General features: G+C 65.6%; 22 protein-coding genes. 7 read left to right on the top strand and 15 right to left on the bottom strand.

From position 1 onward, the window contains the following. Nucleotides 1-154 precede the first annotated feature (154 nt). Nucleotides 155-841 (top strand): ankyrin repeat domain-containing protein, encoded by a 687-nt coding sequence (locus AC1DHL_RS22825; protein WP_478163465.1) that lies wholly within the window; start codon nt 155-157, stop codon nt 839-841. 68 nt (nt 842-909) lie between these two features. On the opposite strand, the gene AC1DHL_RS22830 is transcribed toward AC1DHL_RS22825, so the two are convergent. The 3 genes from AC1DHL_RS22830 to AC1DHL_RS22840 all read right to left on the bottom strand — a co-directional run bounded on the left by AC1DHL_RS22830 (nt 910) and on the right by AC1DHL_RS22840 (nt 3,899). Beyond that, nucleotides 910-1,887 carry a GSU2403 family nucleotidyltransferase fold protein gene (locus AC1DHL_RS22830; protein ID WP_478101063.1) on the bottom strand — a complete coding sequence of 326 codons (978 nt, stop codon included), beginning with the start codon at nt 1,885-1,887 and terminating at the stop codon, nt 910-912. Nucleotides 1,888-2,005: 118 nt separating this feature from the next. Beyond that, nucleotides 2,006-2,953, bottom strand: a complete 948-nt coding sequence (gene ylqF, locus AC1DHL_RS22835; protein ID WP_478101061.1) for a ribosome biogenesis GTPase YlqF — start codon at nt 2,951-2,953, stop codon at nt 2,006-2,008. 55 nt (nt 2,954-3,008) lie between these two features. After that, complete coding sequence (locus AC1DHL_RS22840; RefSeq protein WP_478163529.1) at nt 3,009-3,899, bottom strand: LytTR family DNA-binding domain-containing protein; 891 nt, start codon at nt 3,897-3,899, stop codon at nt 3,009-3,011. A gap of 184 nt (nt 3,900-4,083) precedes the next feature. Between AC1DHL_RS22840 and AC1DHL_RS22845 the strand changes: the two genes are divergently transcribed. Further along, entirely contained in the window at nt 4,084-5,307 is a 1,224-nt protein-coding gene (locus tag AC1DHL_RS22845) for an acyltransferase family protein (RefSeq protein ID WP_478163466.1), read from the top strand. Here the strand turns inward: AC1DHL_RS22845 and AC1DHL_RS22850 are convergent. Beyond that, the gene (locus AC1DHL_RS22850) at nt 5,234-6,157 is read right to left on the bottom strand and encodes an aminotransferase class IV (RefSeq protein ID WP_478101055.1); all 924 of its coding nucleotides are present in this window, start codon (nt 6,155-6,157) and stop codon (nt 5,234-5,236) included. The genes AC1DHL_RS22845 and AC1DHL_RS22850 overlap by 74 nt on opposite strands. A gap of 109 nt (nt 6,158-6,266) precedes the next feature. Here AC1DHL_RS22850 and AC1DHL_RS22855 point away from each other — a divergent pair, with 109 nt between their 5' ends. Both AC1DHL_RS22855 and AC1DHL_RS22860 read left to right on the top strand, forming a co-directional pair. Then, the gene (locus tag AC1DHL_RS22855) at nt 6,267-6,641 is read left to right on the top strand and encodes an HPF/RaiA family ribosome-associated protein (RefSeq protein WP_478101135.1); all 375 of its coding nucleotides are present in this window, start codon (nt 6,267-6,269) and stop codon (nt 6,639-6,641) included. Nucleotides 6,642-6,646: 5 nt separating this feature from the next. After that, on the top strand, nt 6,647-7,330 hold the full coding sequence (locus AC1DHL_RS22860) for a carboxypeptidase regulatory-like domain-containing protein (protein ID WP_478163530.1): 684 nt from the start codon (nt 6,647-6,649) through the stop codon (nt 7,328-7,330). Between the two features lie 5 nt (nt 7,331-7,335). Here AC1DHL_RS22860 and AC1DHL_RS22865 read toward each other — a convergent pair whose 3' ends face one another. The 3 genes from AC1DHL_RS22865 to AC1DHL_RS22875 are packed head-to-tail and all read right to left on the bottom strand — an operon-like array spanning nt 7,336 to nt 9,799. Then, nucleotides 7,336-7,782 (bottom strand): desulfoferrodoxin family protein, encoded by a 447-nt coding sequence (locus AC1DHL_RS22865; RefSeq protein WP_478101053.1) that lies wholly within the window; start codon nt 7,780-7,782, stop codon nt 7,336-7,338. 21 nt (nt 7,783-7,803) lie between these two features. Continuing rightward, complete coding sequence (locus tag AC1DHL_RS22870) at nt 7,804-8,178, bottom strand: response regulator (protein WP_478101051.1); 375 nt, start codon at nt 8,176-8,178, stop codon at nt 7,804-7,806. 55 nt (nt 8,179-8,233) lie between these two features. Further along, nucleotides 8,234-9,799: a sensor histidine kinase gene (locus AC1DHL_RS22875; RefSeq protein ID WP_478163467.1), complete on the bottom strand. Its 1,566-nt coding sequence runs from the start codon at nt 9,797-9,799 to the stop codon at nt 8,234-8,236. A gap of 115 nt (nt 9,800-9,914) precedes the next feature. Between AC1DHL_RS22875 and AC1DHL_RS22880 the strand changes: the two genes are divergently transcribed. Continuing rightward, nucleotides 9,915-11,039 carry an adenylate/guanylate cyclase domain-containing protein gene (locus AC1DHL_RS22880; RefSeq protein ID WP_478163468.1) on the top strand — a complete coding sequence of 375 codons (1,125 nt, stop codon included), beginning with the start codon at nt 9,915-9,917 and terminating at the stop codon, nt 11,037-11,039. A 19-nt stretch (nt 11,040-11,058) separates the two neighbouring features. Here the strand turns inward: AC1DHL_RS22880 and AC1DHL_RS22885 are convergent, their stop codons facing one another. The 7 genes from AC1DHL_RS22885 to AC1DHL_RS22915 all read right to left on the bottom strand — a co-directional run bounded on the left by AC1DHL_RS22885 (nt 11,059) and on the right by AC1DHL_RS22915 (nt 18,468). Continuing rightward, nucleotides 11,059-12,216, bottom strand: a complete 1,158-nt coding sequence (locus tag AC1DHL_RS22885) for an alpha/beta fold hydrolase (protein WP_478163469.1) — start codon at nt 12,214-12,216, stop codon at nt 11,059-11,061. Nucleotides 12,217-12,259: 43 nt separating this feature from the next. Then, nucleotides 12,260-13,177: an SDR family NAD(P)-dependent oxidoreductase gene (locus tag AC1DHL_RS22890; RefSeq protein WP_478101043.1), complete on the bottom strand. Its 918-nt coding sequence runs from the start codon at nt 13,175-13,177 to the stop codon at nt 12,260-12,262. 84 nt (nt 13,178-13,261) lie between these two features. Then, nucleotides 13,262-14,674 (bottom strand): MFS transporter, encoded by a 1,413-nt coding sequence (locus tag AC1DHL_RS22895; RefSeq protein ID WP_478101037.1) that lies wholly within the window; start codon nt 14,672-14,674, stop codon nt 13,262-13,264. A gap of 43 nt (nt 14,675-14,717) precedes the next feature. Beyond that, the gene (locus AC1DHL_RS22900; RefSeq protein ID WP_478101035.1) at nt 14,718-15,092 is read right to left on the bottom strand and encodes a response regulator; all 375 of its coding nucleotides are present in this window, start codon (nt 15,090-15,092) and stop codon (nt 14,718-14,720) included. Nucleotides 15,093-15,217: 125 nt separating this feature from the next. Further along, nucleotides 15,218-16,795 carry a glutamate--cysteine ligase gene (gene gshA, locus AC1DHL_RS22905; RefSeq protein ID WP_478163470.1) on the bottom strand — a complete coding sequence of 526 codons (1,578 nt, stop codon included), beginning with the start codon at nt 16,793-16,795 and terminating at the stop codon, nt 15,218-15,220. 88 nt (nt 16,796-16,883) lie between these two features. Further along, nucleotides 16,884-17,540, bottom strand: coding sequence for an alpha/beta hydrolase (locus AC1DHL_RS22910; protein WP_478163471.1), 657 nt, complete (start codon nt 17,538-17,540; stop codon nt 16,884-16,886). A gap of 10 nt (nt 17,541-17,550) precedes the next feature. After that, on the bottom strand, nt 17,551-18,468 hold the full coding sequence (locus tag AC1DHL_RS22915; protein WP_478163472.1) for a LysR substrate-binding domain-containing protein: 918 nt from the start codon (nt 18,466-18,468) through the stop codon (nt 17,551-17,553). 199 nt (nt 18,469-18,667) lie between these two features. Between AC1DHL_RS22915 and AC1DHL_RS22920 the strand changes: the two genes are divergently transcribed. Further along, nucleotides 18,668-19,954 (top strand): MFS transporter, encoded by a 1,287-nt coding sequence (locus AC1DHL_RS22920; RefSeq protein ID WP_478101132.1) that lies wholly within the window; start codon nt 18,668-18,670, stop codon nt 19,952-19,954. 41 nt (nt 19,955-19,995) lie between these two features. Next, entirely contained in the window at nt 19,996-21,093 is a 1,098-nt protein-coding gene (locus tag AC1DHL_RS22925) for a M14 family metallopeptidase (protein WP_478163473.1), read from the top strand. Nucleotides 21,094-21,108: 15 nt separating this feature from the next. Here the strand turns inward: AC1DHL_RS22925 and AC1DHL_RS22930 are convergent, their stop codons facing one another. Then, a complete protein-coding gene (locus AC1DHL_RS22930) occupies nt 21,109-21,525 on the bottom strand; it encodes a hypothetical protein (protein ID WP_478163474.1) in 417 nt (138 codons plus the stop codon). Nucleotides 21,526-21,604 lie beyond the last annotated feature (79 nt).

Here is a 21,604-nt window from a genome sequence, read left to right on the forward strand (position 1 = left end):
GAGCGGCGCGAGGGTGGATGCGCGACCGCGGCAGATCCCGGCCCCTGAAGAGAGGGACCTGCCCCGCCTCGCTTGCAAGCGTAGCCACATTCAGGTCCACTGAATAGAAGATTTTTTCGGTGCACCGCAGCAATCGCCGCTGGAGATCGGACCCATGAATCGACCCGCCTCATTGCGCTCGCGAGCGCTGTCCGCGCTGATGTCGTGGACCTGCGCGCTGATGGTTCTGGCGTCGCCGCGCGAGGCGACCGCCCAGCCGGAAACCGACCCCAGTCCCAACGCCCAGTTGCTCGTGGCCGCGCGACAGGGGCAGGTCGAACGCGTGAAGCAGCTGCTTGCGCAGGGCGCCGTCGCCGACTCGCGCAACCGCGTCGGCAAGACACCGCTCTTCATCGCCTGCGAGAAAGGCAACGCCGAACTGGGGATCGTGCTCATCGACGCCAAGGCAGATGTGAACCTGGCCTCCGTCGATCACGTCACCCCGCTGATGGCGGCCAGCTACAGCGGCAATGCCGAACTCGTGAAGCGCCTGCTCGCAGCGGGAGCGCGCATCGATGCAGTGGACCGCATGAACAAGTCGGCGCCGGTGTATGCGGCCGGCCAGGGCAATGCGGCGGCGCTCGACGCGCTGCTCGCTTCAGGCATCGACGTGAACGCCACCTACGACCACAACCTGACGCTGCTGATGTGGGCCGCGGGGCAAGGTCACGCAGATGCGGTGCGGCTGTTGCTCACACGCGGGGCGAAGACCGACATCCGCGACGACCGGGGGCTGACGGCGATCGACATCGCGCGTGGGGCGGGCCAGGGGACCGTGGCGCAAGAAGCAGGGTTGCGCTGAGCCGAGAGGTCTGGCGCCTGGCCGATTGGCATCGACCATGAATCGGAAGTCCCTCATGGAAGCTCAATTCACGTGGCAGGTCGCGGCGGCTCGCGCAGATACTGGGGCATGTAGGCATTCACGAGTTCTTCGATCAAGTCCGCCTGCATCAGATCCTTGGAGCGCTTGAGCGGCTCGCGTGTTGGATAGGCGGCCAGAGCCCGTTTGACGCTGACGAAGTCGAGCGGATGCATGGTGTGCATGATCGCCATCTCGCCGGTCGTCGATACGACCATCTGGCTGAACCTCGGCGAACCCAGGATCCGATCGCCCGTCGAGGCCTGCACTGACCAGACATCCCCTTCGTCATCGCTCATGCGCAAGGGATGCGGGTCCTTGTCTTTTGCGATGCGGCGTATGACGTCGACTTCGAAACCTGCGGCGTTCCGGGCTGTCTCCTTCTGGCGCTCCAAGCGGACGAAGGTCTTGTCAGCTTTCTTGAGAAGTCCAAGAAACGAGGCCTCCGATGCCTTCATGCGTGAGAAGAATTTGAGGTGCTTGCGCGTGTCGAACAACAGGTCGATGTCCCTCGTCGCCATTGCCTGAGGCATGAAGCGAACGCCGCACGCACTCTCGTACGCGTAGAGCGCGTGCGTGCCCACCACGGTGAAATGCTCCGAGAATCCTTCCTTGTCCAGCGCGTTCAGCACATCGACTACCACCGGCGGAACGCGCCCGACCCGCAATGCGCGATTGAGGCGCCGTTGCTCGTCGAACGCCTTCTCGATGGTTGCCAGCCGCTCGGCCGTCGCGGCCTTTCGTTCGATGAAGTTCTTGAAGATCTGCAGTGTCTCGGGGCCTTCCGGCCCCAACGACTTGTGGCTACCCTTCGAGGACGTCCGAATCAGATATCGCCGGCCGGAGATCTCTCTCCAGATCATGCTGCCACGCGTCTGTGCGGCCTCCCTGCGCACGCGACGCAGTTCATCGAAAACGCTTTCGGCGTCGATGTACTGCCGCTTCTGGCTGTCGCCGATTTCGATGATGCCGGTTGCCGTTTTCACCATGAATTAATATAAATCATTATTTATAGTGAAAACGTATTATTTTCAATAACTTATCTCGCTTTTCACTAGATTATTGTTGATTTCATTTTTACAGTGAAAACCGTTTAAATTCATATAGTTACCTATCAGAATCCGCGCCATCGCCCTCAGTCGCCCGCTTCTTGGCCGTTCGCGCCTCTTTCCTAGCCTTGCGCTCCGCGTCCAGCAGTTGCCCGGCCGCTAGCCACTGCGTGAACTCTTCCGGCGTTTCCAGCGTGATGCGCCCCAGGTTGCCGCTGCGGAACTCGTGCATCGCGATCTCCGCCGCCTTCTGCAGGTTCACGCGGCCCTTGCCCAGCAGCGCGCCGCGCTTGCGGCCGATGGCTTCGAGCACCTGCTCGTCGCTCAGGCCGGCGATCGGGTCGAGCTTGAAGCGCGCTTCGACCAGACCCGCATAGTGCTGCTTCAGGTACGAAAGCAGTTCCAACGCCACCTCTTCCTCGTCGAAGGCATTGCGGCCCACCGCGCCGCTCGCGGCCAGGTTGTAGCCGCTCTTGGCGACGATGATGCGCGGCCACAGCATGCCGGGCGTGTCCCACAAATAGAAGTCGTCGGCCAGCGTGATGCGCTGCTCCAGCTTGGTGATGCCGGCCTCGTCGCCGGTCTTGGCCTTGCGGCTGCCGGTGAGCGTGTTGATGAGCGTCGACTTGCCAACATTGGGAATGCCGCAGATCAGCACCCGCATCGGCTTGGCCATGCCGCCGCGCTGGGGGGCCAGCGCATGGCAGGCGTCGATCAGTTGCCGGGCCGGTGCGGTCTGGCCCGCGTCGAGGCCGATGGCGCGCGTATCGGCTTGCGCGTTGTAGTGCGCCAGCCAACGTGTCGTGCATTCGGGGTCGGCCAAGTCCTGCTTGTTGAGCACCTTGAGGCCCGGCTTGTGGCCGGTGAGTTCGGCCAGCATCGGATTGGCGCTGGAGCCGGGCAAGCGGGCATCGAGCAGTTCGATGACGACGTCGATGTCCTTGATGCGCTCGGCGATGGCCTTCTTGGTCAGATGCATGTGACCGGGGAACCACTGGATGGCCATCGCGAATGTCTTTCTCTGTCTGTGGGAACGACCGGGGATTGTCGCCGCCCGGCCCTCAGGCCCGCAGCGCCGGCCGGTAGCGGCGGCTGCATGGAATGTGCGTGCCGTCGCGCATATGCAGGCGCGCGTCGCCGCCGTCGAGGGGCTCGATCTCGGCGATGCGGTCCAGGTTGGCGGCGTAGCTGCGGTGCACGCGCACATAGCGTGCCGGGTCGAGTTGCGCGAGAAAGTCCGTCATCGTGGCGCGCAGCAGGTAGTCATGCCCGTTCACGCGCAGGCCGACGTAGTTGCCCTGGGCCTGCAGCCAGTCGATGTCGCTGGCGGCGATCAGGAATTCGCGTCGCAGCTTGCGCACGAGGAAGCGGTCGGGGCGTAGCGGTGTTCCGGGCACTTCGGACGCTTCCGGCGCCTCGGCCGGCATCGCCCCGCCCTCCGGTGGGTCGAGAACCCGCGCCTCGCCCTGCAGCCGCAGCATGAAAACCCGGTAGCTGACGATCGCGACCAGGAACAGCAGATAGGTACGCGCGTCCTTCAGATATTCGTAGGGCCATTTGGCCAACCAGTCACCGAAGTCGTAGCGGCTGCCCGCCCAGGCATAGACGAGGTGCCGCAGGCCGACCATCAGGACCACGTGCGCCAGGCTGAAGACGACGCTGCCCAGCAGGTGCGCCACCAGGCTTCGGCGCCATTGCGCGCGGCTGATCGGAAAACGCCGCTCGAAGGCGATCACCGCCGGCACCAGCGCGAGCAAGGCCAGGTGGCTGGTCAGCTCCCACGTCACCGGTTGCCAGATCGGGATCTGCCGGCCGGCATCACGCACGTCGATCACGGCGACGACGGTGCTGAAGGTGGCCTGAACCGCCATCATGAGCACCCAGAAGCCCGCCTCGGCCCATCGCCGGTAAGGCTGGTAACGCTCGAACAGGTTCATCCCGGCTTCGCTCATTGACAAACCTTCGTGCGGCCTTGCGGTGCTCATGCCCCGGATTCTCACGAATCAGGCCGCGTGACGGGATTTTTCGTCCCTCAGGGGCCACCGTTCGTCACAAAACGCCCGGCGATCGTCCCCCCGCCGCCCCACACCCCGGCCTGTCGCAGGAGCATCGCCTCCTTCGTTCAAGGAGCACGGCATGACGACGACGAACCGACGACACGACATCGACGCCCTGCGGGCGCTGGCTTTTCTGCTGCTCATCCTCTACCACGTGGGCATGTATTACGTGGCCGGCTGGCCCTGGCACCTCAAGAGCCCGCACGCGGCCGAATGGCTGCGGTGGCCGATGCTGGTCGTCAACGTCTGGCGCATGGACCTGGTGTTCCTGATTTCGGGCGTGGCCTTCGGCTTCCTGAGCCGGGGTCGCACGCCGATGGCGGTGATCCGGCTGCGCGCCTTCCGGCTGCTGCTGCCGCTGGTCTTCGGCATGGCGGTGGTCGTGCCCTACCAGGCCTACGCGCAGGGCGTTTCCAACGGGCTGGTGGCGCCGGGCTTCAGCGCCTTCATGGTGCATTACCTCGCGGGCGGCCCGTGGCCCAAGGGCGCCTTCGACGGCTCGGAATTCCCGATGACCTGGAACCACCTGTGGTACCTGCCCTACCTGTTCGTCTACACGGCCATCCTGGCGCTCCTGACGCCGGTGATGCGCTCCGGCCCCGGCGCCAGGCTTCGGGCCGCCTTTCTCGGGCTCAGGCGCTGGCAGCTGCTGGCGATCCCGGTCCTTCCGCTGCTCCTGTTCACGCTGGTGCTGGCGCCGCGCTTCCCGGCCACCCACAACCTGGTGCGCGACTGGTACCTTCACGCGCTGTATTTCACGGTATTTCTCTACGGCGTGTGGATGGGCGTCGACGAAGGCATCTGGCGCGAACTGGAAAGGCTGCGCCGGTGGTCGCTGGCGCTCGCGCTGGGCTGCATCGCCGCCTTCGTGATGCTCAGGCTGTCGGGTATCGACGCCTCGAACGCCGCCTGGATCACGCGCGTGCTGCGCGCGGCGTATCTCTGGACGGCGATTGCGGCCATTGTGGGCTTCGCGTACCGCCACCTGAACCGTCCGTGGCCCTGGCTCGACTGGGCCAACGACTCGGTCTATCCGTGGCACATGCTGCACCAGACGCTCATCATCATCGGCGCCGTGGCGCTGGCATCGATGCAACTCGGGCCGGTGCTGGAGCCGGTGCTGATCGTCGCCGTCACGGTGCTCGGATGCTGGGCGCTGAGCGACGGGCTGATCCGGCGCCTCCGGTGGCTGAGGCCGCTGTTCGGGCTCAAACGACTGGAGCGCGCGGTCAATTCAGTTCATCCCGATAGTCGATCCGACGACTGTAGGCCGGGTCGCCGTGCCACTCCCAGTAGGTCTTGAGCAGCCGCTGCGTGACCGGGCCCGGCGAGCCTTGGCCGACCACCTGGTCATCCACCTGGGTCACGGGCAGCACGCCGCCGCCCGAAGTGCTCAGGAAGGCTTCGTCGGCACCACGCAGTTCGTCGGCAGGAAGATGGCGCAATTCGACGCGCATGCCGAGCTTCTGCGCGATCTCGATCACGGTGCGGCGCGATACGCCTTCGAGCACCCCCTCTTCCGGCGTGACGACCACGCCGTCGCGCACGCAGAAGATGTTGAAGCCGGGCCCCTCCACGACATTGCCCGCCCCGTCGGTCAGCACGACGGTGTCGGCGCCCGCGTCGAGCGCACCCAGGAGCCCCATGGTCAGATCGTTCCAGTGGTAGTTCTTGGCCTTGGGATCGACCGACCGCGCCGAAATGCGCTGCACGTCGCTCACCTGCACGTGCAAGCCGCGCTGGCGCTGCGCCTCGTTCGCGATCCACACGAAGGGCACAGCGAAAGCGTAGAACTGGTTGACTGCCTGGCGCGGATCGCGCGAGCCCCACGGCGGCTGCCCGCGCGTCGCGATCATTTCGACATACGAACTGCGCAGGCCGCTCTTGCGCACGCATTCGGTCAGCACCGCGATGATCTGCTCGGGCGTGAGGCCGGCATCGAGCCGAAAGCGCTCGCAGCTGCGCATGAAGCGTTCGAGGTGCGCGTCGAGCCTGAAGAAGGCCCCTTCCCAGACCGTGACCACGTCATAGGTGGCGTCGGACCGCAGAAAGCCCCAGTCGGTGATGGGGATCGCGGCCTCGGCGATGGGCACATATTGGCCCCGGACGAAGGCGACACCCTTCGAAAAATCGGGTTGGACGAGGGAATTCATGGATCGCGAAGCTCCTTCGAATGAATGCACGGCCATTGTGGACATTGAAGCCGCAGGGCCAACTGCCCGCATGCTAGAGGCTCGTCCATCAGGCGCGAAAGGGATCAGCATGCAGATTCAGGTCAGAACGAGCAACGGCATCGAGAACAAGGACGCGCTGGAACGTTGGGCCGACGGCCAGATACGGCAGAGCCTGAGCCGCTTCATCGAAGACGTCACGCGCGTCGAAATCCATCTCAGCGACGAGAACCACGATGCCAGCAGCGGCGGCGCCAAGCGATGTGTCATGGAGGCCCGGCTCGCCCATCATCAGCCGCTGGCCGTCACCCAGCACGCACCGAATCTCGACGAAGCGTTTCGCGGCGCGTCCGACAAGCTGAAGCGCTCCATCGAGAGCGTCCTCGGCCGCCTCTACAACCACCGCCACCGTGAGTCCATCCGCACCGGCGCCGATGCGCCCGATGCCGAGGAGAATGCCCCTTGAACCGTGTGCGGGCCCTCGGCCTCCTGGCGTCGCTGCTTCTGGCGTGCGGTCTGTCCGGCCACAGCCTTGCGGGCAGCGTGAAGGGCAAGGTCGTCTTTGGCGGCCCTGCCCCGGCGCCGGCCAAGGTGCCCGTCACGATCGACCAGTACTTGTGCGGCACTGAAAAGCCCGCCGACGACCTGCAGGTTTCGCCGAACCGCGAGATCCGCAACGCCGTCGTCTGGATCGAGAACGCGCCCGCCGGTGCCACGCCGCCGGCGAGCCAGAAGGTCGAGGTCGACCAGAAGGGATGCGCGTTCATCCCGAGGGTTGTCGTGGTTCCGGCCGGCGGGACGGTGGACTTCCTCAACAGCGACCGGCTGCTCCACAACATCCATGCCACCCCGAAGGCCAACGTCTCCTTCAACCGCACGCAGCCGATGGGCCGGACGATTCCGATCACCTTCGCCGAGCCCGAGATCGTGCGCATCAATTGCGACCTGCATGCCTGGATGACGGCCTGGGTGGTCGTTGCAGCGCACCGCTTCTATGCGGTCACCGGCGCCGACGGCACGTTCGCGTTCGACAATCTTCCGCCTGGCCAATACAAGCTGCAGGTATGGCATGAACGCCTGGGCACGGTGCCGGCGACCGTCACCGTGAGCGATCAGCAGCCCGCGCAACTCACGGTCGAACTGAAGCCCCGCTGACGCCATCAAGGAACAACGGTGATCTTCTTCGTTGTCTCCCAGGCCGCAGAGTGCGTCGGCTCTTCGACGGCCCGGAGCGAGCCGCCTTCGTCGAGCGCGATCGTGAACGTCACGGTCGGCGACGAATAGACCGGATGCAGGTAGGCACGCGCGATCTCCACCGAGTCCTTGTAGAGCGCGATGTAGCGCACGAAATGCTCCTGGAGCGACGGATGCTGTGAATCGGCACCGACGCTGATCGTCACGTTGAACCATTCGCCGCGGCGCACGCTGGCCGGCGCGGTGATCTTGGGTGTGTGCTTGGCGTCGAAGCTTTTGTGAACTTCGCGGAACTCCGGCGTGAATTGCTGGGCCTGCTCTTCCTCCGCGCGCACCCCGAGAGCGCCGAAGCCCATGGCCAGGCCCGTCGCGACGATGGCGAGATGCTGCGCTTTTCGAACGGTCGTCGTCATGAAACCCCCTCGTTTGGATGCTCAGATGTCGGGGAGAAACTGCTTGACCATCGCGAGCAGTTCGCTCGGGCTGTAGGGCTTGGCAAGGTAGCTGGCGGCACCAGCCTGCAGCGCCTTCTCGCGGTCGCCGCTCAAGGCATACGAGGTGATCACGATGATCGGAATGTGGCGCGTCGCCGCCTCGGTGGTGAGCAGCCGCGTGGCGTCGAGCCCGGACAACTTCGGAAGCTGCACGTCCATCAGGATGAGATCGGGCAACTCCTGCTGCGCCAGCGCGACGCCGGTCTCGCCGTCGGCCGCCTCGATCAGCCGACAGGCAGAGCGCTTGAGCAACTGCCGGACGATCTTGCGGTTGTATTCGTTGTCCTCGACGTAGAGGATCTTTCGCTCGGTCATAAGCCAACCTCCGTGCTACGCACTGCGGTATTCGCCTCGGGAGCGGCCCAGCGGCTCATTCATTTCTTTCGCCCGCGCGCAACGGCACGGAAAACAGGAAGGTGGAGCCCTTCCCCAGTTCGCTTTCGACCCAGATGCGCCCGCCGAGCCTCTCGACGAACTTCTTCGAGATGCTGAGCCCGAGCCCCGTGCCGCCGAATTCGCGCGTGATGGTCGTATCGACCTGGCGAAACTCCGTGAAGATGTTGTCGAGGTCGCCCTGCGCGATGCCGATGCCGGTGTCCGAGACGCTGTAGATCAGTTCGTCGCTCTCCAGCTTGACGGCGATGTCGACCCGACCCTGCCGCGTGAACTTCAGTGCATTGCCGGCCAGGTTGGTCAGGCACTGCGCGAGCCGGCCGCTGTCGCCGTAGGCCACGGGCAGATCCTCGGGCACGTGCGCGGTGAAGTCGAGCCCCTTCTCCGCGGCGATGGAGCGCAGGGACGATCGCACGGTATTGACCACATCGCTGACCGCATAGTCGTTGAGCGCCAGTTCCATGCGCCCGGCCTCGATCTTGGACAGGTCGAGCACCTCGTTGATCAGTCGCAGCAGGTTGCGGCCGTTGACCTGGATGTCCGTGAGCGGCTCCTTCAGATCGGGCGGAATGTCGCCGTAGATTCCGTCGATCATCATTTCGCTGAAGCCGAGGATCGCGTTCATCGGCGTGCGCAGTTCGTGGCTCATGTTGGCCAGGAACTCGGACTTGGCCTTGCTCGCGCGCGAGAGCTGCTCATTGAGATCCACGAGCTTCGCGGCCGCCTGCCGCTGGGATTCGTCGAAACGATTCAGTTGCTCGCTCATGTGGTTCATCCGGTCGGCGAGCACTCCGAACTCGTCACGGTTGGGGACCGAGATTCTGCGCCCGAAGTTTCCGGCTGCGACATCGTCCATGAAAACACCCGCCGCGCGCACCGGGAGGATGAAGGACCACGAGATCACGAACCCGCACAGCCACGCGAGCAAGACTGCGCTCACCGCGAAGACGGACGTGAGGATCAGCGATCGGCGGTTGGCCGCGCCGACGCTGTCGCGAAGCTGGGCCATCCGGCTTTGCTCGACCTGGACGAGCTGCCCCATGCGCGACGCGATCTGGTTGTCGAGCACTTCCTCGCGCCGCAGCAGATCGGCGGTGACGTCCCCGAGCTTGCCGTCGCGGATCGCGTTGGCAATGTCGGCCACCACGCCCATGGCGTCGTCCTGCGAAGCGCGGATCTGGTCGATCAGGTCCTTCTGCCCGGCGGCGGCCGTATCCAGCTTGGCCAGCGTTTCGTTGAAGCGGTTGTTCTCGCGCAGGACACGCTCGATGGCGGCCTCGTCCTTCGACAGCAGCGCCAGCGCCGTGAAGTGCATCTGACGGTCCAGCGCATGCTGGCTCTCCTGCGCCCAGCTCACCCGTTCATGCGCCTGGTCGAGCAGACGACTCTGCTCGGTGGTGTTCACGAGGATGAGCAGGCTGGCCACCGCCATCGCGATGAACAGGAGCGTGATGATCAGGAACGCCAGCAGCAGCTTGGTGTGCACGGAGGCACGAACGCGCGCGACCCCTTGCACCAGCCCGGCAAAAGGTGACTGTTTCAACACCCGCGTTACAAGCTGTTCGAGTTTGATGGCGACCCTCCTCGCCGGGCCCCGCAGCCTTGCCTTGTGGATCCACCACGAAGCCGCTACATTTTTTGCCTCGGGAGAATTGACGGTGAGAACCCCCCCACGCATCCTCATCGTCGACGACAACGCGACCAACGTCAAGATTCTGCAGACCCGCCTGGCCAGCGAAGGCTATGAAGTGGTCTCGGCCGCCGACGGGCTGGAGGGCCTGCAGGCGGCACGCGAACTTGCCCCCGACCTCATCCTGCTCGACGTGATGATGCCCAAGCTGGACGGCCTGGAGGTTTGCCGCCGCCTGCGCGCAGACCCGGACTTTCCCTTCACGCCGATCATCATGGTGACGGCCATGGCCGACCTGAAGGACGTCATCGCGGGGCTGGAGGCCGGCGGCGACGAGTACCTCACGAAGCCGGTGGACCACGCCGCGCTCGCCGCTCGGGTGCGCTCGATGCTGCGAATCAAGCGGCTGCACGACCAGGTCGAATCGCTGGTGGCAGAGGTGAAAGACTGGAACGCTTCACTCGAGCGCCGCGTCGCGACCCAGGTCAGCGAACTCGAACGCGTCGGCCGGCTGCGACGCTTCTTCTCGCCGCAACTGGCAGACCTCATCGTCAGCGGCGACGCCGAAGACCCTTTGCAAAGCCATCGGCGCGAGATCACCGTGGTGTTCCTGGATCTGCGCGGCTTCACGGCCTTCGCGGAGAGCGCGGAGCCTGAAGACGTCATGGGCGTGCTGCGCCAGTACCACGCAGCGACCGGCGAACTGATCCTCGCGCATGAAGGCACGCTCGAGCGCTTCACGGGCGACGGGATGATGGTGTTCTTCAACGACCCGGTGCCGATTCCCGATGCGGCGGAGCGCGCGGTACGGATGTCGTTGGCCATCCGCGAACGGGTGGGCTCGATCGCCGAAGCGTGGGTGCGTCGCGGCTATTCGCTCGGCCTGGGCATCGGCATCGCCCAAGGATTTGCCACGATCGGCGCCATCGGCTTCGAAGGTCGCTGGGACTACGGTGCGATCGGCACCGTCACCAATCTTGCTGCGAGGCTGTGCGGCGAGGCGGAGGCCAACCAGATCCTGATTTCGCGGAAGGTCTTCGCGCAGCTGGAATCGCTGCTGGAAGTGGAGCCGCCCCAGGCGCTCAGCCTGAAGGGGTTCCAGCGGCCCATTGACTGCTTCAGTGTCCGTGGGATGAGGGCGCCCGCGCCCTGAAGGCTGAAGGCCCGCGCGGCTAGCGTCGCAGGAACGCAAGAAGAAGTCGAGTCACTTCCTCGGGTTGTTCCTGCTGGACCCAGTGGCCCGCGCCGCCGACGATGTGGACGCCGGTCAAGTGCGTGCAGACGCTGGCCTCCATCGCCTCGAAGTCGCCAGGCTTCTGGTAGATGCCCCAGTCGCGCCGGCCCGCAATGAAGCACGAGGGCACGTCGATCGTGCGGCCCGACCAGATCTGGAGTTCCGCCGTGTATCGCCCGCCGGTGGCGCAGCGATACCACTGCAATCCGCCCTGGAACCCGATGCGGGCGTATTCGCCGGCGTATACCGCGAGTTCGTCGTCGGGAAGCCAGCGACAGGCCGCGATCTGCTCGGCCGTCGGCATCTCGGCGGCCACCGTTTCCGCCATGCTCTTGTCCGCTTCCATCACGTAGTAAGTGGGCAGCTTCCCCAATTCGTCGGCGGTGAGCGACTCCAGGCGAAACGGCTTGTTGGCAGGCCAGTCCGCGCTCTTGACGTGGTAGTAGGCCCGCAGGAATGCGTTCAGGCCCTGCGGTGCACGCCCCATATCGCCGTCGGCTTCGGGCGTCGAGTAGTACCACTGGTAGTGCTTGCGCGGCGGCGAAAGCGCGGCAAGTCCGTCGTGGAGCGTGGCGATGCCCGCGAGGCCGGAAGGCGGCGCCGCGGAGGCGGCCGAATCGAAGGGAATCGCAGGCGCGCCGCCGAAGGGCGCGCTCATCAGGACGACCGAACGGAACACGTCGGGCCGTACCAGCGCGCACCACGCGGCCACCGGTGAACCGAAGTCATGGCCGACCACCGCGGCGACGGTGCGATGGCCCACGGCGGCGACCAGGCCCCATGCGTCGCGCACGAGATTGAGCATCCGGAACTCATCGAGATCGGCCTCGAAGCCCTGCTGCCAGCCAGTGGTGCGCCCGTAGCCGCGCTGGTCGGGCGCCACCACGTGAAAGCCGGCCTCGGCAAGCGGCAGCATCACCTTGCGCCAGCTGTAGGCCAGCTCGGGGAAACCGTGGAGCAACAACACGCACGGCCGGTCGGGCGACTCGAAGCCGGCCTCCAGCACGTGCATCGAGAGGCCGTTGCTGTTGTCGACGAAGCGCGAACGGATGCCCGCGGGCAACGGCAAAGGGTCAAGTGTCGATTCGTCGATCATGCCTTTCTCCTTGCAAGCCGCTCCCGGGGCGGAAGCTTGATTGTCAGTGCCGGCGCGCGTTCGCCATGGCCTTGCCCACCTCGTTGGAGCCCTGCGCCGCGCCGCTTTGAGGCACGATCTCGCCATTGCGGTCGGTCACTTCGGCGAGACGTGCGGCAAGCTGCTCCGGCGCATCGGCGTCGAGCCCGATCCAGGTGCCCTGCGTCAGGGTGATGTGCGCAGCTTCGAAGACACCGGCACCCGCGCAAAGGATGGCACGGTTCGGCGCGTCCTGCGAGGCCAGCACCAGCATCGCCGGCACCACGGCTTCGGGCTTGAGCGCGTTGAGGACTTCCTCGGACATCAGGTCTTCGGTCATGCGCGTGGCCGCCGTCGGTGCCAGGCAGTTCACGCGGATGTCGTTCTTGGCGCCTTCGATGCTCAGCGTCTGCATGAGGCCGACCAGCGCGAGCTTGGCGGCGCCGTAGTTGCTCTGGCCAAAATTGCCGTAGAGGCCGGAGGACGAGGTGGTCATCACGATGCGGCCGTATTTCTGCTCGTTCATGAGCGCCCAGACGGCCTTGGTGCAGTGGACGGCGCCCATCAGGTGAACGTCCATGACGAGGCGAAAGTCGGCCAGTTCCATCTTGGCGAAGCTCTTGTCGCGCAGGATGCCGGCGTTGTTCACCAGGATGTCGACGCGGCCCCAGGCATCGACGGCCTGCCGCACCATGGCCTGCACGGCCTCGAAGTCAGTGACGGAGGCGCCATTGGCGATCGCCTCGCCGCCCGCGGCCTTGATCTCGTCGACCACCGCCTGCGCCGCGCTCACCGAGCCGCCGGAGCCGTCGCGCGCGCCGCCCAGGTCGTTGACCAGAACCTTGGCGCCGCGCGCGGCAAGGCCCAGCGCATGCTGGCGGCCCAGGCCGTTGCCCGCGCCGGTGACGATGGCCACGCGGCCCTTGAAATCGAGATTGCTCATTCCGGAATGCTTTCGTAGGAGTCGTTGACGCGACGCTTTTTACCCGAAAAGCAGGCTCGCTCCCGTCCCCGGCGTGCCAGTGCCCTACCCTTTGCGCTCGCCCGGGGCCAGGCGCAGGCCCGCCCCCTCATCCTTCGAAAGCTTGCGAAACGACAACAGCGACAGCAGCGTCATCGCGCCGATCACGCCGAAGGCGGGCAGGAAGTCATCGGTCGTGAGGCGATCCGCAGGGTTGCCGTGGAACCGCGCGGCGAGCGAAACCAGCGTGGCGGCCAGCGTCACGCCCAGGGTCAGCGACAACTGTTGCGCCATGCTGTTGAGCGTCGCGGCATGGCTCATGCGGGGCTTGGGGATCTCCGAGAAGCCGAGCGTCTGCAGTGAGACCATCGCCATGGAATTGACCAGGCCGCCGAACAGCAGCGTGACGAAGATGGCGGCATGCGGCGTGCTCGGGCGGAAGAAGCCGCAGCTGAAATAGAAAAGGCTCGTCAGGCAGGTGGCGCCGATCAGCAGCGTGCGAAAACCAAGGGCGCGGATGGCACGCGCCATCACCGTGCGCGTGGCCAGCGAGCCGATGGCGGTCGCCATCGTCAGACTGCCCGATGTCAGCGGCGAAAGACCGAAGCCCAGTTGAAGCATGAGCGGCAGCAGGAATGGCGATGCGCCGATCGCAATGCGCAGCGGCGTGCCGCCGATCACCGAGGCGCGATAGGTCGGATGCCGGAGGATCCCGAGGTCGATCAGCGGGTGGGACTTGCGTCGGCTGCGCCAGTGATAGGCCAGCACGGCGAACACGCCAACGGCTGCCATCGCCCAGATCGCGGTGGCGGGCAGCAGCGCTTTGCCGCCCATTTCCAGGCTGCCGAGCAAGGCGGTGAGGCCGAGCGCCAGCATGACAAAGCCGTCCGCATCGAACGGCGTGGGCGTGCTGTCCTCCGGCAGATCGTCGATCCACCGCAGCGCGCCGGCGATGGCCAGCAGGCCGAAGGGAATGTTGATGAGGAAGATCCAGCGCCACGAGACCAGCGTGACGATCAACCCGCCGAACAAGGGACCGGCCAGCCGACCGACGGCCGGCGGCACGGTGAACCAGACCATCGCCGAAACCATCTGCTCCGGCGGAACGCTGCGCAACAGGATCAACCGGCCCACCGGCAGCATCATCGCGCCGCCGAGACCCTGCAGCACGCGAAACGCCACCAGTTGCGGCAGCGAGTACGCGGCGCCGCAGAGCGTCGAGCCGAGGGAAAACATGGCCACCGCGGCTATGAAGACGCGCCTGGGACCGATCCGCTCCGAAAGCCAGCCGCTCACCGGAAGAAACACCGCGATGCTCAGCAGATACGAGGTAATCGCGAGATTGAGGTGCAGGACGCTGACATCGAGCGCACGCGCGATGCTGGGCAGCGCGGTCGCCATCACGGAGGTATCGAGGTTCTGGAGGAAAAGCGGCGAGGCGACGATCACCGGAACGATCCGGCGGTAGGAATGGGTCATGAAGGCTGGACGATAGCAGCGTGCCCACCTTTCGGCACGAGGGCTACTTCTTGCTCAGGCGCTCGCAGTAGTCCAGCAGTTGATCGATCTCGGCGGACTTGTCGAAGAAAGCGTCGGCGCCCATGGCTCTGGAGCGCGCTCGCATGTCCGGCGTCGCGTAGTTGCTGAGGACGACGATCTTCTGATGCGCCGAGCGCTTGCGGCACGCATCGACCACGCCGAGACCGTTGCCCTGTGCGAGGAAGAGGTCGACGATGGCGACGTCCCAGTCATCGTGATGCCCTCGCAGCCACGCGACGGCTTCGTCCTCGCCGGTGGCGTGCGCGACCACGACCGCATCGGTGATGTCCTCCAGGAATCCAGCGAGGTTGTCACGGATGATGGGATTGTCTTCAACCAGGTAGGTCTTGAAGGTCATGGAACGATGGCAGTCAGGCTGAATGCAGGGCGTGCGCCCTTGATGCCATCATCTCCAACAATCGTGACGCCCTCGTGAGTCCGGGGGGCCAATCCGGGTAGGCTGGAACCTACCCGGCCGGCGCCTCAGAGTGCCGCGCGCTGGCTCACCGGCCCTGCCGGAGTCTCCGCCCAATGATTCTTGAAGCCCAGGCGGGCCGGCGAGACGTACTGCTCGCGGTAGATCTCGAACGGCATGGTGTCTGCGGCTTCGATGCGTTTCTGCGCGTCGATCGATGTCTGTGTCATGTGCTCGAATTCCGCGCGCTGTTCGGCCGAGAATGGCAGTGCCAGCAAGGTCTCGCGGGTTGTCTCGGACTGCGCGCGCACGAAGGCGACGAAGGAATCGTTGTGCGATTTCATTGCCGCCAGCACGCGCGCCGACGGCAGGATCGCCGGGTCGCTCAGGGCAGCCCCGGCCGCGCGCACGGCTTCGGCATGCTTCGAGCCGCCATGCGCAGCGTCCAGTGCGTCGGCGATCGGCTCGAATTCCCGCAGCAGCTCGGCGCCCCATTTGGTGAGCGCGATCTGCGTGTTGCCACGCTGCAGTTGCAGGCCGGGTTCGCGTCCGCGAGCGGCCGTCAGATGCTGGTTGTGCGCGAGATCGCCGATTTCCTGCTTCGTGTCGGGCGGGCTGTCGGTCAGCAGGCAGTGCAACAGGAACACATCGAGAAAGCGCATGGTTTGCGCATTGATGCCGACCGGCTCGAACGGGTCGAGATCCATCAGGCGGACTTCGACGTATTCGACGCCGCGCTCGCGCAGCGCGTGCAGCGGCCGTTCGCCGGGGTAGATCACGCGCTTGGGGCGGATGGTGCCGTAGAACTCGTTCTCGATCTGCAGCAGGCTCGTGGCGAGCTGGTTGTAGTCGCCGCCGAGGTTGCGAATGCCGATGGCCTCGTAGGCGGGCCACGGGCGCGTCAGCGCATCCTGCAGCGACGCGCCGTAGCCATCGAGGCTGTTGTAGCTCACCGCGAGTGACGCTTGAGCCTCGCTCTGGTAGCCCAGGCGCCCCATCCGCAGCGAGGTGCCGTAAGGCATGTGCACGCTGCCCTCGCCCAGCGGCTGCAGTTCGTGCGGCCGGCCGTCGACGAAGCTCGAGCACAGCGCCGGCGACGCACCGAACAGGTAGAGCAGCAGGAACGCATGACGCCGGAAGTTGCGAATCAGCGCGAAGTACTGCTCGCTCGACACGTCGGGCAGCGACCAGTTGTAGTGAATGCCCGAAATGGTCTGCATGCGCCGGCCATAGCGGTGGCTCAGGCCCATCCGGTAGACGCTCTTGGCGCGACCGACGTTCGAGGCGCCATAGCGCCCGATCGGGATGGTCTCGTCCGTCGGCAGGCCGCAGGGCATGCTGGAGACCCAGAGACGCTCGTCGCCGGCTTCGGCCAGCACGCGGTAGGTGAACTGGTGCACCTGTACGAGTTCTTCGAGCGCGGCTTGGACGTCCTTGTGCGCGCCGGTGATGAGTTCGAGTTGGGATTCGCTGAAATCGGTCGTGATGTGCGGATGCGTGAGCGCGGAGCCCAATGCCACCGGATGCGGCGTCAGCGCGAGCTTGCCGTCGGGCTGCGCGCGCAGGCTTTCCTTTTCGATCCCCCGCCGCACGCCCCTCAGCCGTGCAGCCGAGAGCGCGTCGAGGCGCTCCTTCAAATTGCTCATATCGATATGGCTCGTCGTTCTTCGTGGGGCTGGAAGGTAGCAGAACCTTGAAAGACGCGCAGGGGGCCTGAAAAGCGGCCTTTCGACTTCAGGCCAGGACGCGCAGCAGGTAGCGGTTGAGGTCGGCGATTTCCTCCATGCAGACGGAATGTTCCATGGGGTATTCGTGCCATTCCACGTCGTAGCCCAGCGCCGAAAGCGCGTCGCGGCTGGCAACTGCGCGGGCGATGGGGATCACCCCGTCGCGCAGGCCGTGGGCCTGGAAGATCGGCGTTTTCTGGTTGGCCGGATGGCGCTCGGCGGCGACGGTGCCGGCGAGCGGGAGATAGCCCGAGAGGCCGACGATGCCGGCCAGACGCTCCGGATATCGCAAAGCGGTCATGAAGGTCATCGCGCAGCCCTGCGAGAAGCCGGCAACCACGATGCGTTGGAAAGGAATGCCTCGCGCCTTTTCGTTGGCGATCAGCGCTTCGATCGCGGCCTGCGAGCGGCGCAGGCCGGCTTCGTCTTCAGGCTGCCCGGGGCCGAGGATGTCGTACCAGGCGGGCATGCGGTAGCCGCCGTTGATGGTGACCGGCATGACCGGTGCATTCGGGAACACGAAGCGCACCGGACCGACCGCCGAGAGGTCCATCTCGTTGCAGATCGGCACGAAATCATTGCCGTCGGCGCCGAGGCCGTGCATGAGGAGGACGGTGGCCGTCGGATTCGGGCCGGTTTCGATTTCGATGGGAGGAAGTGACATGGCCCCGAAGTTACCGCAGAAATGCCGGCCAGGTTCGTCGCTGCGCGGCGGCGCGCTGGATGCATTCCACGAACTGCTGGGCCGCGGGCCCCAGGCGCTGATCGCGGCGCTTGATCACGCACATGCTGAGTGCCGGCACGTGCTCTTTCACGTCGACGCGCCGTATGCCGTAGCGCTTGAACGACAAGTCGACCAGCGGCTCGACGAAGAGTCCCACCAGGTCCATCTCCCCCACCAATCCCAGCGCAACGGTGACCGATTCGCCAAAGATCACGCGGGCCGGCGGCGTCAGCCCCATCGGAGAAAACAGCGGTGCCACGGACTCGCGGCCCAGTTCGCTTTCGCCGGGCAGCACCCACTCGGCGGCGTGCAGTTCGCGCAGCGAGCGGCAGTGGCGCATCGGATGGCCGGTGCGCATTCCGACGGTCAGTTGCACCTGAAACAACTCGATGGCCTCGAACTCGGCATCGAGCGTCTCCGGCGTCACGTGCGCCACGGCGAAATCGAGGCTGCCGTTGCGCATGCGCGAAAGCATCCAGGTCAGCACGGCTTCGCTGAAGTGCACATCGACCGCCGGCAAGCGCGTGTGGAATTCCTTGAACGCCGACGGGAGCACGGTGATCGCGGCCGACGTGCTCACCGCCACCGAGATCTTGCCGGTCGCGCCGTCGCGGATCTGGGCGATTTCGTCGCGTGCGCGACGCATGTCCGCCAGCAGCAGGCGCGCGCGCGGCGCGAAGGCCTCGCCGTAGGTGGTGAGCTCCACGCCCTTGACGCTGCGCGCGACCAGCGGCGCGCCGACCGCACGCTCCAGCTCGCGCACGATCTTTGTCACGGCAGGCTGCGAGATCCCCAGGACCCGGGCGGCGCCGCGAATGCTCATCTGCTCGGCCACCGCCACGAAGGCCAGAAGCTGGTTCGGCTTCATATGAAAACCAAAAGTTATCGTTGAAGCCCAATTATTGTCTTTTCACGATCATCACTGATCCCCTAGCATCGCCGGCGCGATAACCACATCACCACATCACACCTCAACACCCATGACCACCGCTTCAAGCCGCGCACCCATGAGCCGCCCGGCCGCTCCGAAGGCGAATACCGAAGCGCCGCTGCGCGAAGGTACCCCAATGAGCCGGCGCCGGACCATCGTTGCCACCACCATCGGCAATGCACTGGAGTTCTTCGATTTCACCGTGTATGGCTTCCTGGCCCTCGTGATCGGCAAACTCTTCTTTCCCACCTTCAATTCCTACGGCCAACTGCTGCTGACGGTGGCGAGTTTCGGGGTCGGCTTCATCATGCGGCCGCTGGGCGGCATCGTGATCGGCGCCTACGCCGACCGCGCCGGGCGCAAGAAGGCGATGACGCTGACGATCTTCATGATGGCGCTGGGCTGCGCCATGATCGCCTTCGCTCCCACCTACGTGCAGATCGGCGTGGCGGCGCCGCTGCTGATCGTGCTGGCGCGGCTCATCCAGGGCTTCTCGGCCGGCGGCGAGGTCGGCGCGTCCACCACGCTGCTGGTGGAACACGCGACACCGGCCAATCGTGGCTACATGGCGAGCTGGCAGTTCGCGAGCCAAGGCCTGGGCATCCTGCTCGGCGCGGTGGTGGTCGGCGTGCTTTCGGCAACGCTGTCGCCGCAGGCCATGGAAAGCTGGGGCTGGCGCGTGCCCTTCTTCATGGGCATGCTGATCGCGCCGGTCGGGATGTACATCCGCCAGCATCTCGAAGAATCGCTGGACATCGCCGAAGAGCCTGCCAATGCGCCACCGCGGCGCAGCAGCCTGGCAGAGGTGTGCGGCGAACACGGCAAGACCGTGCTTGCAGCGATCCTGACCGTGATCGGCGGCACTGCGGCGGCCTACGTCATCACCTTCTACATGCCGACGTATGCGATTCGCGAATTGGGAATGGCACCACCGGTGGCGCTCTTCGGCGCCGCACTCACGGGGTTGCTGTCGTTCGGGCTCGCGCCGCTGGTGGGTCGCTGGTCCGATCGCTTCGGGCGAAAGCCGCTGATCGTCTGGAGCCGCGTTGCAGTCGCGGTGCTGATCTACCCCGGCTTCCTGTGGCTCAACGCCTCGCCGACGCCGACCGTGCTGTTCATCGTGGTCGGCGTGCTGAGCGCCGCGCTGGCGGTCCAGACCGTGCCCGGCATCACGATGCTGCCCGAGATGTTTCCGAAACGCGTGCGGGCCAGCGGCATGTCGCTGGTCTACAGCGTGGGTGTGGCGCTCTTCGGCGGCTTCTCGCCCTTCATCAGCGCGTGGCTCCTGAACGCCACAGGCAACAAGCTGGCGCCCGCGTGGTACCTGCTGGTGGTTTCGCTGGTGTCGTTGATCGGCTTGCTGTGGATGAAGGACTTCACCGGCAAGGACATCGATGCGGCCGGTGCCCATCAACCTGCCTGATCCACAAGATGCACAAGACCTCTTCTCAAGGACTCACGACGATGTACAACAGTGCTGCCACCCGCCATTTCTCGGGCACCTACGCCGAAGCGCGGCGCAAATACCTCGATGCTGCCGCACAGCGCGGCGCAACCATCGAATCGTTCGAACTGCCGGAGCATCGCGGCGCGCTCGGCGAGACGCTCGCCACCGACGTGGCCTGGCTCGGCAAGCCCGGCGCCACCAAGCTGCTGATCGTCAGCTCCGGCACGCACGGCCCGGAGGGCTTCTGCGGCTCGGGCTGCCAGGTCGCGACGCTGAACGATGCCGACCTGCTCACGCGCATCGAACAGGCCGGCATCGGGCTGCTGATGGTGCACGCGGTGAATCCGCACGGCTTCTCGCACCTGCACCGCACGAATGAAGACAACATCGACCTGAACCGCAACCACATTGACTTCAACGCGCCGCTTCCGGTGAATGCGGCCTATGCGGACGTCGAGCCCTTCGTGTTGCCGGCCACCTGGCCGCCTACCGCCGCCGACAACGTGGCGATGGCGGCCTACGTCGAGAAGCACGGCATGTGGGCCTTCCGCACGGCCGTCTCGGCGGGGCAGTACACCTCGCCCCATGGCGTGTTCTATGGCGGCACCGCGCCGTCGTGGAGCAACCGCACGATGCGCGGCATCCTGCGCAAGTACGGCGCGTCGGCCACGCACATCGGATGGATCGACGTCCACACAGGCCTCGGCCCCTACGGACACGGCGAGAAGATCTATGCCGGTCGCAACGCCGCCGCGGACCTCGTACAGGCCCGCGCCTGGTGGGGAGCCGATGTGTTCGCGCCTTTCGAGGGCCAGTCGGCCTCGGCGGATGTCTCGGGTCCGGTGGTGTCGACGGTGTACGACGAATGCCCGCAGGCCAGCGCCGCGCTGATGGGACTGGAGTTCGGCACCCTCCCCGACCAGGAAGTCATGACCCGTCTGCGCGCCGATACCTGGCTGCGCCGTCATCCCGAAGCCCCGGCGGAACAGCACCGCACGATCCGCCAGGAACTGCGCGACGCTTTCTACTGCGACAACGACGAGTGGAAAGGGATGATCCTCGGACAGACGCGCGTGGTGCTGCTGCAGACGGTGCAGGGCCTCAAGGCTGCCTAAGGATCGACCAAGCTGTCAGCGCCGTGCCGCCAGGTCGCGGCACTTCTTCAGGTTGGCATCGAAGCGCTGCGCCAATCCAGGCTCGCAGGCGTCGGCGGTGGTCATGATGCGGCACATGCCCACCGCCAGGAAATCCGACACGACCTCGGTACACATCGAGTAGCGCGCGAGCGCAGGGTTGTCCTGTGTCTTGAAGCCCCAGCTTTCGGAGAAATCGAGCATGCGGCCCATGGCATTCTCGAAATAGTCCCGGTCGCGCTCCGCGACGGCGGCATCCATCTTGGGGAGTTCTTCGTTCAGGAAGCCCATCGCCGCGGTCGGGAACTGGCTTGCATCCGGCTGGGAGACCGCGGCCGACGCGGCGAAGAAAAGCAACAGCGGCGCAATGACGCGCGCGGACGACAAGAGGATGCGAGGGCGAAGAAATTCCATGGTTCTCGGTCTGGCAAAAGCTGGAGGGCCCGGCCGCCGCAAATCGACAGCCGGGCCCGTATTTGAACCGAAAGCCCCG

This window comes from Variovorax sp. 10L426, from assembly GCF_056395305.1.